Source organism: Nioella ostreopsis (assembly GCF_004000255.1).
Lineage (GTDB): Bacteria > Pseudomonadota > Alphaproteobacteria > Rhodobacterales > Rhodobacteraceae > Nioella > Nioella ostreopsis.
This window is the reverse complement of sequence record NZ_RCIQ01000008.1, coordinates 95,612-107,072: the sequence shown is the minus strand read 5'-3', so window position 1 is coordinate 107,072 and position 11,461 is coordinate 95,612. Positions and strand designations below refer to the sequence as shown.

At 63.4% G+C, this 11,461-nt stretch carries 13 protein-coding genes; 3 read left to right on the top strand and 10 right to left on the bottom strand.

All coding sequences use genetic code 11. The features are described 5' to 3' along the window. Positions 1-44: 44 nt before the first annotated feature. The 7 genes from EP237_RS10505 to thyX form a co-directional block, all read right to left on the bottom strand. Entirely contained in the window at positions 45-1,175 is a 1,131-nt protein-coding gene (locus EP237_RS10505) for a peptidoglycan DD-metalloendopeptidase family protein (protein ID WP_127560854.1), read from the bottom strand. 129 nt (positions 1,176-1,304) lie between these two features. Then, positions 1,305-1,946, bottom strand: coding sequence for a protein-L-isoaspartate(D-aspartate) O-methyltransferase (locus EP237_RS10500; protein ID WP_127560853.1), 642 nt, complete (start codon positions 1,944-1,946; stop codon positions 1,305-1,307). After that, positions 1,943-2,728: a 5'/3'-nucleotidase SurE gene (surE, locus tag EP237_RS10495; RefSeq protein WP_127560852.1), complete on the bottom strand. Its 786-nt coding sequence runs from the start codon at positions 2,726-2,728 to the stop codon at positions 1,943-1,945. Before surE ends, EP237_RS10500 begins: the two co-directional genes overlap by 4 nt. 75 nt (positions 2,729-2,803) lie before the next feature. Then, the gene (locus EP237_RS10490) at positions 2,804-3,538 is read right to left on the bottom strand and encodes a hypothetical protein (RefSeq protein ID WP_127560851.1); all 735 of its coding nucleotides are present in this window, start codon (positions 3,536-3,538) and stop codon (positions 2,804-2,806) included. Next, positions 3,531-4,823: a serine--tRNA ligase gene (gene serS / locus EP237_RS10485; RefSeq protein ID WP_127560850.1), complete on the bottom strand. Its 1,293-nt coding sequence runs from the start codon at positions 4,821-4,823 to the stop codon at positions 3,531-3,533. Before serS ends, EP237_RS10490 begins: the two co-directional genes overlap by 8 nt. A gap of 640 nt (positions 4,824-5,463) precedes the next feature. Further along, positions 5,464-6,183, bottom strand: a complete 720-nt coding sequence (locus EP237_RS10480) for a restriction endonuclease (protein ID WP_127560849.1) — start codon at positions 6,181-6,183, stop codon at positions 5,464-5,466. 59 nt (positions 6,184-6,242) lie between these two features. Beyond that, positions 6,243-7,148 (bottom strand): FAD-dependent thymidylate synthase, encoded by a 906-nt coding sequence (gene thyX, locus EP237_RS10475; protein ID WP_127560848.1) that lies wholly within the window; start codon positions 7,146-7,148, stop codon positions 6,243-6,245. 91 nt (positions 7,149-7,239) lie between these two features. Between thyX and EP237_RS10470 the strand changes: the two genes are divergently transcribed. From EP237_RS10470 to EP237_RS10460, 3 genes are read left to right on the top strand one after another with little or no spacing between them, the layout of a single operon-like run. Continuing rightward, positions 7,240-8,145: a DUF817 domain-containing protein gene (locus EP237_RS10470; protein ID WP_240661603.1), complete on the top strand. Its 906-nt coding sequence runs from the start codon at positions 7,240-7,242 to the stop codon at positions 8,143-8,145. A gap of 23 nt (positions 8,146-8,168) precedes the next feature. Next, the gene (locus EP237_RS10465; protein WP_127560847.1) at positions 8,169-8,597 is read left to right on the top strand and encodes a VOC family protein; all 429 of its coding nucleotides are present in this window, start codon (positions 8,169-8,171) and stop codon (positions 8,595-8,597) included. Further along, entirely contained in the window at positions 8,564-9,280 is a 717-nt protein-coding gene (locus tag EP237_RS10460) for a DUF1194 domain-containing protein (RefSeq protein ID WP_240661602.1), read from the top strand. Before EP237_RS10465 ends, EP237_RS10460 begins: the two co-directional genes overlap by 34 nt. A gap of 97 nt (positions 9,281-9,377) precedes the next feature. Here the strand turns inward: EP237_RS10460 and EP237_RS10455 are convergent, their stop codons facing one another. From EP237_RS10455 to secF, 3 genes are read right to left on the bottom strand one after another with little or no spacing between them, the layout of a single operon-like run. After that, on the bottom strand, positions 9,378-9,731 hold the full coding sequence (locus EP237_RS10455) for an Mth938-like domain-containing protein (protein WP_127560909.1): 354 nt from the start codon (positions 9,729-9,731) through the stop codon (positions 9,378-9,380). Between the two features lie 11 nt (positions 9,732-9,742). Further along, on the bottom strand, positions 9,743-10,495 hold the full coding sequence (locus EP237_RS10450) for a TSUP family transporter (RefSeq protein WP_127560846.1): 753 nt from the start codon (positions 10,493-10,495) through the stop codon (positions 9,743-9,745). Further along, entirely contained in the window at positions 10,488-11,459 is a 972-nt protein-coding gene (gene secF, locus EP237_RS10445; RefSeq protein WP_127560845.1) for a protein translocase subunit SecF, read from the bottom strand. The genes EP237_RS10450 and secF overlap by 8 nt, the downstream gene beginning before the upstream one ends. Positions 11,460-11,461: the final 2 nt, after the last annotated feature.

The window sequence follows — 11,461 nt, the reverse complement described above, 5'->3', positions numbered from 1 at the left end:
CCTGACCGGAAAAGAAAAGGGCGCCCACTGGGCGCCCGATTTCGTTATTCGATATAGGGTGTCGGATCGACCGACTCGAAGCCCTGGCGCACCTCGAAATGCAGGAAGGCCGGATCGCCTTCCCCCACATCCGCAATGGTCTGGCCGCGCGCAACGGTGTCGCCCCGTTCCACCCGGATATTGTCGATATTGGCATAGACCGTCAGCAGGTTGCCGGGGTGACGCAGCACGAGGATCGGCACCTGATCGGTGTCGCGGGTGATGGCGGCGACTTCACCAGCCGCGGCGGCGCGAACCGACGTACCGGCCGTGGCCGACAGGTCGATGCCTTCGTTGCGGGCGCTGTAGGGGCGCAGGATCTGGCCAGGAACCGGGCGTTGCATCTGCGGTTCCGAATTGGCTGCCGCCGTTTCCTCGGGCGTCGGGGTGGGCGCATCCAATGCCGGGGCCTCGGGCAGTTCCGCGGTGGAAATCGCCTCTGGCAGCGGCTCTGACGCCGATGGCGGCACAGGCGTGGCGGAATTGCCGGGGCCATTGCCGTCCGGGGAGGTCGATGCCTCTTCCAGAACGATCGGGATGATCAGGAACTGACCCTCACGCACCGTCAGCTCCGGCCCCAGCCCGTTCCAATCCGCAAGGGACCGCACAGACACGCCATACAGCCGCGATACGGAATAGGCGGTTTCCCCGCGCGCCACGCGGTGGCGGACGGGTTCGGCCCCGCCCTGAACCTGCAGCACGGGGGCAGAGGACGCCGCTGGTGCATCCGCATCCGCCCGGTCGATGGCCGCCGAGGCGATGGAGGTGATGTCCGTGGTGCTGGCGGACGCCCCCGGCGGGGTGATCCGGCGGGGCAGGGCCAAGACCTCGCCATCGCGCAGGATGTCGGTCTCGTTGCGGCCATTGAAGCGTGCCAGTTCGCTGGCATCCATGCCGATCCGGTTTGCGACCGTGCTCAGGCTGTCGCCCCTGTTGGCGACGACCACCTGATAGGTGGGATAGGTGATCAGCCCGAACTGATCGGGTTCCGGGCGCGCGGCGGTGGCCGCCTCGCTGGCGGGCGTGGCGGCGTTGATGCCGTTGTTTCGGAAATCGAAGTCGAAGCCACCCGGCGTGTTGCAGGCCGCCAAAAGCGGCAGGGTCAGGCCCAGGGCGAGCATGGGAAATCTGGTCATCGGTACTGCAACCTCAATTCTATCTGGTTCAAAAGCCCCTTGGAAACGGGGTCTTGCCGCGGCAATGGTCCCGCAGCTTTTGCAGGGTTTTACACGCGAATCGCCTTGGGTTTCCAGCCCCTAGGCCGTTCAGTCCTGCGCCATGCCCTCGATCAGCGGAACGAAGCGCACCGGGCAAAGCTCGTCATAATGCAGACCTTGCGCGGTCTTGGTGACCTTGATCAGGCTTTGCACCGCGTCCGACTGGCCCACGGGCAGCACCATGATGCCGCCCTCTTTCAGTTGCGCCAGTAGCGGCCCCGGCGGGTCCTCGGCCGCAGCGGTCACGATGATCCGGTCAAAGGGCGCCTGTTCGGGCAGGCCGAAACTGCCATCGCCGGTAATCACGGTGATGTTGTGCAAGCCCAGGGAATGAAACAGCTTTTCCGATTCCCGCGTCAGGCGGCGGTGGCGATCCACCGTGTAGACCCGGCGCGCAAGATGGCTGAGGATTGCGGCCTGATAGCCGGAGCCCGTGCCGACCTCCAGCACCTTGTCGCGCGGTTCGACCTTCAGCGCCTGCGTCATCATCCCAACAACCGAGGGCTGGCTGATCGTCTGGCCGGAACTGATCGGCAGGGGCATGTCGTCATAGGCGCGATCTTCGAAATGGCCCTTCACGAACAGACCACGATCGACCTTCTCCATGGCACCGAGCGTGCGCGAGTCCGTGACCCCCTTCTGACGAAGGTGGAACAGGAATTGCATCTTCTGCTCGGCATCCCAGGTCATTCGAGCCGCGCCTTCAGATCGGCCAGCACGTCATGGGCCGTCAGGTCGGCGCGCAGCGGCGTGACCGAGATATAGCCGTCCAGATTGGCCTGCGCGTCGCTGTCCGGCGCGGTCGGGTTGTGCTGGCTGCCACCCGTGATCCACAGGAAGCGGCGGCCATTCGGGGCGGTGTGCGGCTGTGCGGAAAAATGCGTGCCCCGGCGAAAGCCCTGCCGCACCACGCGGCGGCCCTTGACCTGGCTGGCCGGGACGGGCGGGAAATTGACATTGTAGAAGACGCGATAGTCTTCCTCGTCCCAGTGCCCATGATCCAGAAGCGCGCGAATGGTGGCGGCCCCGTGCTGCAACGCTGCCTCGAACGGGTCATCCAGTTGCAGGTTGTCGGGCCCGAAATACTGCGACAGCGCGACCGATGGCACGCCTTGCAAGGCCGCTTCCATTGCGGCGCCTATGGTGCCGGAATACAAGACGTTTTCAGCGGCGTTGTTCCCCCGGTTGACGCCCGACAGCACCAGGTCGGGGCGGCTGTCCTTCATCACGTCATGAAGTCCCGCCAGAACACAGTCTGCGGGCGTGCCTTCCGCCGCGTAGCGGTTGGCCCCGAGGCGGGAAATCATCGTGGGATGCACATAGCTGATGCAATGGCCGACGCCCGATTGTTCAAATGCAGGCGCGACAGTCCAGACCTCTCCATCCGGGCCTGCGATCTCGCGCGCGATAGCCTCCATCACCTTGAGGCCGGGGGCGTTGATGCCGTCGTCATTGGTGATGAGAATGCGCATGAAACCGCCTTTGAAAACCTGCCGATACGCCCTGTTAGCCGAGGGGGCAGGTCCGGTAAAGGGGCGCAAAGGGGTTCAGGCTATCCGGATGCCCCGCAGGGCCTCCCACACCAGCAGGGCCGCGCCTGCGCCGGTGGCTGCAACAAACGCTGTAGAGCCGCCCAGATTGGCAACGATCACGCCGACCAAAGCCCAGATGGCCGCGACCGCGTAGGCGGGTTGCGGCATCACGCGTAGCATGGCCAAGGCCGTCAGCAGCGCGCCCGCCAGACCGATCCAACTGCCCACCACCGGGGTCAGGGCGGTGAAGCCCACGACAGTGGTCGTCAGCGCCACCCAGGACGCCGCCGTCAGCCAGCCTGCCAGCAGGGCCAGCGGGACGTGCATCCACCATGTCTCTGCCGTTTTCAGGCCGGCACGCAAGGCCAGCAGCGCGCCGCCAAGCATGATCCAGATGGTGATGGTGGCCATGACGGGAGAGACCTGCGCGATCCCGATCCAGGCTGCGCCAATGGCTTGCGTGACGAAGAGCGGCCAGCGCGTGGCGTCCCATTCCAGGTTGGTGTCACGCTTGAGCAGCCCATAAAAGGCGTTCGCAATCAAAGCGATAAAGATCACCCCCCAGATCGAGAACGCATAGCCCGCAGGGGTGAGCGGCAGGTCTTCGACCGGATAGGGGAAAGCCGCCGGATCGAACCCGCCAAAGCCCGAAGACATGGCCGACCCCGCCGCGAAGGCCAGCGCGCCGCAGACGACCGCAATGGCCTTCATCTGACGTTGGCCGCCGTCGTCGCTTTGCACATCAGACAAGGGTGCCATCCTTTGCCAGCCGGGTCTTGCCGCCCAGATAGGGGTGCAGGGCCTCGGGCAGATCGACCGATCCGTCCTCTTGCTGGCCGTTTTCCAACACCGCGATCAGGCAGCGCCCCACGGCCACGCCCGAGCCATTCAGCGTATGGACGAACTCCGGCTTGCCGCCGCCCGTGGGCCGGAACCGTGCATTCATCCGCCGTGCCTGGAAGTCGCCGCAGACGGAACAGGAGCTGATCTCGCGATAGGTGTTCTGCCCCGGCAGCCAGACCTCGATGTCATGGGTTCGCCGCGCGCCCGCGCCCATATCGCCGGTACACAGCACCACGGTACGGTAGGGAAGCCCCAGTTTTTCAAGGATTCCCTGCGCGCATTCAGTCATCCGGTCCAGTTCCGCGCGGGAGTGGTCGGGATGGGTGATCGACACCATCTCCACCTTCTCGAATTGGTGCTGGCGCAGCATGCCTGCGGTGTCGCGGCCCGCGCTGCCGGCTTCCGAGCGGAAACACAGCGAATGCGCGGTGTAGCGGCGGGGCAGGTAGCTTTCTTCGACGATATGCCCGGCAACGATATTGGTCAGCGGCACTTCGGAGGTCGGAATGAGCCACCAGCCTTCGCGGGTCTGGTAGCTGTCTTCGCCGAATTTGGGCAGCTGGCCGGTGCCATACATGGTTTCCGACAGCACCAGAACGGGCGGGTTCACTTCGGTCAATCCGTTCTCAACCGTATGAATATCCAGCATAAATTGCGCAAGGGCCCGGTGCAGGCGGGCGACGCCGCCCGACAGCATCACGAAGCGGGAGCCGGACAGCTTGGCGGCCGTTTCGAAATCCATGCCGTCCTGCGTGGCGGCGAGGTCATAGTGTTCCTTGGGCGCGAAGGCGAAATCCTTGGGCGTGCCCCAACGATGGATTTCCACATTGTCGGCCTCGTCCGTCCCGTCCGGCACATCGTCATGGGGGATGTTCGGCAGCGCTTCCAACAGCTCCTTCAGAGCGGCGTCCTTGGCCTTGGCGTCTTCCTCCAGCCGCGCGATTTCGTCTTTCTTTTCAGAGACTAACGCGCGGAGCCGTTCGAATTCCACCTCATCGCCAGAGGCCTTGGCCCGGCCCACATCCTTGGAGGCCGCATTGCGATCGGCCTGTGCGGATTCCGCCGCCGAGATGCAGGCGCGGCGGGCTTCGTCGAGCGCCAGAATGGCGGGCGATTGCGGCGACAGGCCCCGGAGGGCCATGGCGGCGTCGAAGGCGGCGGGGTTGTCTCGGATGGCGCGGATATCGTGCATTCTGGGCCTCTTTCGGCGGGCGTTTCGCAGGTTCTATGCCCGAATCCGGGGCGGGTTTGAACCCTGAAATGAGGGGGGCGCCCCCCGTACACCCCCCGTACACCCCCTGTGCACCCCCCGTACAGACAAATGACGGTTTTCGGGGCAAGCTGCCCTGCCCGCGAAAGGTGTCATGCCCGCCCCACGGCCCTGCCCGCGAAGGCGGATATCTCTCACCGTCACGCGAACGGCAGGAGGCCCCCGCCTGCGCGGGGGTGACAGGGGGAGCGGCATGGACGACGCGCGTGGGGGGTGAGCAGGCGTCCCGGAAACGCTCCGGGGGAGCTACGCCCACGACCGGGCGGAGCCCCGGGGCCAGACAAGCCGCGCCATCGACGACGCGCGCGGGGGCGATGCTGCCTCTCTTCGGAGCGCTTTATCCCGGCCAAGCCTGGGCGACCTCAGCCGTCTTGTGAGACCTCAGCCAAATCGCCTCCGCGTGGGGGCACGTCATGCCAGAGGCATGCTTCCAGCATGACGATGGCGCGGCGGCTTCGCCTTGATTCCGCGCGGGGTGGGGATTGAGGGATTGTAGGGTGGGCAGTTTGCCCACCATGGTCGGATCGGAGGGTGGTGGGCAGAACTGCCCACCCTACACTTGCTATAAATCAGCAATCTGATCGTGGTGGACTAGGTGTACATTATTCAAGTTGGCTAGTTCAATAGCACTCCTTGTAAATCCGTTGGGCGCAATAACTACACCGACATTCGCGTCGTAAACTGCCATTCCAGAAACAACTTCCTGCACAGCCTTATTTCCAACAGGCCGGGCATATTTTTTGCACTGCGCGACAAGCTTTATAGCACCTTTTTCAGCTACCACATCGACGCCTTGATCAGACGATGCCTTTGTAGCTCTTGCAGTCCATCCACACTTCTGAAACATAGCGGCACAAAAAAGCTCATACTCTCGTGGAGACTTGAAGCTCTTCTGTCGCCTATCTAGCTCTTTAGCGTATAATTCTTCAATATCGCAACGCACTTCGGTAATAAATCCATTTCTAACAACCGTTCTCCAACTGCCGCCATACGCCTCAAAATCATCTATGTGGTTCTTCAGTTCAGAATGCAAAAAGCCTTCTAGGCTTTTTTCAAACGCACGATACTGCTTTACGCCAAACGAGTCTTCTGAAACCTGCAGACGATAAGAGTTAATTACCTCTCTTTTTTTGGTTCTCAATATGGAATCGACGGCCTCCTCAAGGTTTCTTGTAGATAATTCTAGAAGCCTTGAAACTTCAACAGATATTCTCCACGCCCAAATTCTAATCAATATTACTGCGACAATGACTGCAACTGCGGCTATTTGTAATATCGTCACCTTTCCTCCTCCAGTTCAGCACGCCTTAGTTATTTCGCAAACACTTCCTTCTTAACCCACTACCCAAACACCTCCACAAACTCCCGCCATTCGCCCTTGCTCATGCCGGAGCTTTCCTGCGTCACCGCTTCGCCAGCGAGCCGCCGTTTCAACACCTCGACGCCCTTGCCCGACAGCTGCACGCCGCCCATCCGGTAATCCTCGAACGCGCCATAGGCGGCGGGGACCCAGTCCTTCACCATCTCGGCAATCGCCTCCGCATAGACGCGAATCTCATACTGAGCATGAGAATCCGCGCGCAGGCGGAGGAAGTGGAAGAGGTTGTGCAGGTCGGTCTTCCAGTACCATTGCGTGTAGATATTGGCGGGCAGGTTCATGCGGGCGAGCTCTCGCGCCAGACCCTGCTGGCCGTCCTGGCTCAGCATCGACTGATAGTGGTCATAGGCGCGGCCCGCATCGGTCTTCAGCAGTTCCAGCACGCGGGCGGCTTCTTCGCCCTGCAACACCTCGCCCCGGCCCTGATTGTTGACGGTCGACTGCGCGGCCAGCTGTTCGGGGGCGGGGATGTAGAATTCCCGATCCAGGATCGAATAGCGGGCGGAGTATTCGTTGACATTGGCGGTGCGGTGGCGAATCCACTGGCGCGCGACGAAGACCGGCAGTTTGACGTGCAGCTTGATCTCGCACATCTCGAACGGGGTCGAGTGCCAGTGGCGCATGAGATAGCGAATGAGCCCCTCGTCGCTTTGCACATGTTTGGTGCCCGCCCCGTAGCTGACCCGCGCGGCCTGCACGATGGCGCTGTCATCGCCCATGTAGTCGATGACCCGGACGAAGCCGTGATCCAGAACGGGCTGCGCGGTATAGAGGTGCTGTTCCATCCCCGGCGCCACCGCGCGCAAAGTGGGTTGCGCATTTTCGCGGGCTGCGGTGATATCTGCCAATTGATCGTCGCTGAGCGGCATCGTTTTTCTTTCTTCTTCGGGGAATCGCACGGTTCCCCAATATTTTGCCCCACCGGGGCGCAGGACCGCAAGATAAAGGGGCATTTTGAGCATGGCTGATCGCGGAACCGCCTTTCTGGAACGCCGCATGGGGGATTGGGCGCGGACGCGGCTGCACCCTTACGTGGCGGAATTCATCATGTTCGTGCTGAAACAGGGATGGGCCGCGATGTTCGGCATCCTGTTTCTGGTCGCCATCATCGGCACCAAGGCGGTCTGGCAGGAGGATTGGGCGCTGGCGCGGTATGACGCGCTGTTTCTGTTTGCGGTGGCGGTGCAGGTGGCGTTCGTCTGGATGCGGCTGGAGGAATGGGAGGAGGTGAAGGTGATCGCGCTTTTCCACCTGACGGGCACGGTGATGGAGATCTTCAAGCTGGCACAGGGGTCTTGGGATTACCCGGAGCAGGGGATTTTCGAACTGGGCGGCGTGCCGCTGTTCTCAGGCTTCATGTATGCCAGCGTGGGCAGCTACATCGCCCGCGTGATCCGGATTTTCCACATGGAATTCGCGCCTTACCCGCCGTTCTGGACGACGCTGCTGCTGGCCGGCGCGATCTATGGCAATTTCTTCGCCCATCATTTCCTGCCCGACATCCGCATGGGGCTGTTCCTGGCCACGGTTCTGATCTTCTGGCGCACCCGCATCTGGTTCTTTCCGGGGACAGAGCCGCGCTGGCTGCCTTTGCCGGTGGCGGCGGGGCTGGCGGCGGTGTTCATCTGGATCGCCGAGAATGTGGGCACCGTGACGCGCACATGGGCCTATGCGGGGCAGGGGCAGTTCGACATGGTGTCGCTCGGGAAGCTGGGGTCGTGGTATCTGCTGCTCTACGTCAGCTTCGTGACCGTGACGCTGATCATGCGCGATGAGCTGAAACCGCACCCGGTGCGCCCCGCCCCACGAGAAATTTATCGCGGTCCCCACGCGACAAGTGAGGGCAGCCGCGCTACCATTCCCTGAAACGAACAGGGATACGGGATAAAATGGCTCTCAAATATCTACACACCATGGTCCGCGTGAAAGACCTGGAGGCCAGCATGGCCTTCTACGAGCTTTTCGGGCTGAGCGAGATACGACGTTGGGAAAGCGAGGAAGGCCGGTTCACCAATGTGTTCATGGCGGCGCCGGGACAGCCCGAGTGTCCGCTGGAGCTGACCTATAACTGGGACGGCGATGATGGACTGCCCTCGGACAGCCGCCATTTCGGCCATCTCGCCTATGGGGTCGATAATATCTACGAGATGTGCCAGCACCTGATGGATAATGGCGTGGTGATCAACCGCCCGCCCCGCGATGGACGCATGGCCTTCGTGCGGTCCCCTGACAATGTGTCGGTGGAGCTGCTGCAGAACGGCGAGGCGCTGCCCCCGGCGGAACCTTGGGCCAGCATGGGCAATACCGGGCATTGGTGATCCGCGCCGCCCTCCTGGCGCTTGCCACGGCGCTGCTTTCGGGCCCGGCTGCCGCGCAGCAGACCTGTCGGCTGGCGTTGTTGCTGGCGCTGGATGTCTCGGCCTCGGTCGATGAGGCCGAGCATCAGATCCAGCGCAACGGGCTGGCGGCGGCGCTTCTGGCGCCTGAAGTGCTGGACCCTCTGCTCAATGGTCCCGGGCCGGTGGCGCTGGCGATCTATGAATGGTCCGGGCGCTTCCAACAGGACGTGATCTCGGACTGGCGGCTGGTGACCTCGCGCACGCAGGTGCTGGAGATCGTGGAGGAGTTGCAGACCACCCCGCGCACGGCGGGGGAGTTTCCGACGGCCATCGGCTACGCGATCGGCTATGCCGCGACCATGTTCGACCGCGCCCCGCCTTGCCTGTTCCAAACCCTGGACGTGGCGGGGGACGGACAGAACAATGACGGCTTCCCCCCGGCGCTGGCCTATCAGCATTTCCCGCTGGATGGCGTCACCGTGAACGGGTTGGCCATTGGCGGGGCCAGCCGCCGGATTGAAGAATATTTCGAGGCCGAGATCATCCGGGGGCCGGGGTCCTTCGTGGAACACGCGCTCAATCACCAGGAATTCGAAGCCGCCATGCGCCGCAAGCTGGAACGCGAACTGCGGGTGATGGTGCTTGGGTCGCTTGACCCCTGAGCCTTTCATCTTGGTCAAAATACCTCGGGGGAGGCGCCGTCAGGCGACGGGGGCAGCGCCCCCCGGAACCGCTGTTGCAAGCGCGCGGCGAAAGATCTCAGACCGGCAGCAATGCCGCCCCGACACGGCGGCCCTCGGCCAGCAACACGTTATAGGTGCGCGCGGCGGAGGGCGATCCCATCGGCTCCAGCGGCAGATCGGCCGCCTCCAGCACGCGGCGCAGATCGGCGGGCAGGGGGGCCATATCGGCCCCGGTCCCGATCAGCAGCACATCAAGCGCCCCGGCCAGCGCCACCAGCGCGCCCGCATCCTCCAGCCCGCCCCAGGCGCGCACCCCGTCGGGCAGGCACAGAACCGGCCCCTCGAACACCTCGCCGCCGACGCGGAAGAACCCCGGCCCATAGCCATCCACCGGCCGCGCCTCGCCAAAGCTGATTTCGTTCATGCGCATTGCGGTCATCCCTATTCCCAGATCGGCAGTCCGGTGACCAGCGCCAGCCCGATCACCCCGTAGGCGGCCCCTCGATACAGCGTCTCGTGGCGGGGATCAAACAGTGCCTGCCCCATGAGCGAGGTCAGGAAATAGGGCAGGGACAGGATCAGCGCCAGTATCATGACGCCAAGCCCCACGGATCCGCGCAGCAGCAGGTTGCCCACCACCACCACGTCGAGCATCGCCAGAAACAGGATCGTGTTGGCGCGCACCGAGGCGACGCCGCTTTGCCCGGCAAGGTAGAACAGGATCACCGCAGGCCCCGTCAGCCCGGTCAGCCCGCCGATGCCTCCGGCCGCCGCGCCGATGCCCAGAAGGCCCGGCACCGCCACCTTGCCGCGATAGCGCCAGCCCGCGATCAGGGCGGTCAGGGTCACCAGCGCCACACCGGCCACGATCCAGCGCACCGTATCGCGGTCCAGAAGCGTCAGCAGCCACAGTCCAAGCGGCACGGTCACCAGTGCCGCCAGCCCCATCGTACCCACCTCGCGCCGATCGGCCTGGCCCCAGGCGCGCGGCAGAAGTGCCGCCGTGCTGGCGACGCCGGTCAGCGTGATCAGCGCGATGACGATCTGCGGTTCAAGAAAGATCCCTGCCACCGGCACGAAGATCAGCGCCGTCCCAAATCCGGTAAAACCGCGCACGATCCCGGCGGCAGAGATGGTCAGCAATAGCCAGACCAGCCCCGGCGTCGCCAGGGCCGTGGCCAGGATATCAGGCATCGATATTGGCGAACTGGGTGCCGCCCGCGCCGCCATCGGTCTTGGTCCAGTCCCGCGTCACCCCGAGGCGCAGCAGGATGGCCGAGGCCACGAAGACCGAGCTGTAGGTGCCCACCACGATGCCCCAGATCATCGCGAAGACGAAGCCACGGATCACGTCGCCCCCCAGCACGAACAGCGCGATCAGTGCGATCAGCGTGGTGAAGGAGGTCATGACCGTACGGCTCAGCGTATCGTTGATGGACAGGTTCAACACCTCTTTCAGCGGACGTTTCTTGAACTTGCGCAGGTTTTCCCGCACCCGGTCGAAGACGATCACGGTGTCGTTCAGGGAATAGCCCACGATGGTCAGAAGCGCCGCGATGATGGCCAGGTCGAAGCGGATTTGCAGAAGGCAGAAGATGCCGATGGTGAGCGTCACGTCATGGATGAGAGCCGCCACGGCGCCAAGCGAGAACTGCCATTCGAAGCGCAGCCAGATATAGATCAGCACCGCCGCGATGGCGAGGGTCACCGCGATGATCGCGGTTTGCACCAGCTCACCGGACACGGTCGGGCCGACGCTTTCGACCGAGGGGAAGGTGATGGTCGGATCAACCTCCTGCAACACCGCTTCAATGGCGGCGATCGTCTCGGCGCTGACCGATTCCTGCCCGTCCTGTGCCTGCACATTGACCAGGGTCACATGTTCGTCTGACGCAAAGGTAGGGTCGAACACCTCGGTGATCGAGATGTCGCCAAGGTCCAGCCCCTGAAGCGCCTGGCGATAGGCCGCCACATCCACCTCGGAATGGGCCTCGGTGCGGATCGTGGTGCCGCCCCGGAAATCAATGCCGAAATTCAGGCCGATGACGAAGAACAGCACGATCGAGGCCACAACGGCCAGCCCCGACGCCGCCAGCGCAACGCTGCTCAGCCGGAAGAAATCCCAATTGGTTTCGGAGGGTACAAGCTTCAGACGCATCG

Bases quoted from the DNA above. Each gene is read 5' to 3' on its own strand.
- EP237_RS10505 (WP_127560854.1), bottom strand. From the start codon at position 1,175: ATGACCAGATTTCCCATGCTCGCCCTGGGCCTGACCCTGCCGCTTTTG.
- EP237_RS10500 (WP_127560853.1), bottom strand. From the start codon at position 1,946: ATGACCTGGGATGCCGAGCAGAAGATGCAATTCCTGTTCCACCTTCGT.
- surE (WP_127560852.1), bottom strand. From the start codon at position 2,728: ATGCGCATTCTCATCACCAATGACGACGGCATCAACGCCCCCGGCCTC.
- serS (WP_127560850.1), bottom strand. From the start codon at position 4,823: ATGCACGATATCCGCGCCATCCGAGACAACCCCGCCGCCTTCGACGCC.
- thyX (WP_127560848.1), bottom strand. From the start codon at position 7,148: ATGCCGCTCAGCGACGATCAATTGGCAGATATCACCGCAGCCCGCGAA.
- EP237_RS10470 (WP_240661603.1), top strand. From the start codon at position 7,240: ATGGCTGATCGCGGAACCGCCTTTCTGGAACGCCGCATGGGGGATTGG.
- EP237_RS10465 (WP_127560847.1), top strand. From the start codon at position 8,169: ATGGCTCTCAAATATCTACACACCATGGTCCGCGTGAAAGACCTGGAG.
- EP237_RS10455 (WP_127560909.1), bottom strand. From the start codon at position 9,731: ATGCGCATGAACGAAATCAGCTTTGGCGAGGCGCGGCCGGTGGATGGC.
- EP237_RS10450 (WP_127560846.1), bottom strand. From the start codon at position 10,495: ATGCCTGATATCCTGGCCACGGCCCTGGCGACGCCGGGGCTGGTCTGG.
- secF (WP_127560845.1), bottom strand. From the start codon at position 11,459: ATGCGTCTGAAGCTTGTACCCTCCGAAACCAATTGGGATTTCTTCCGG.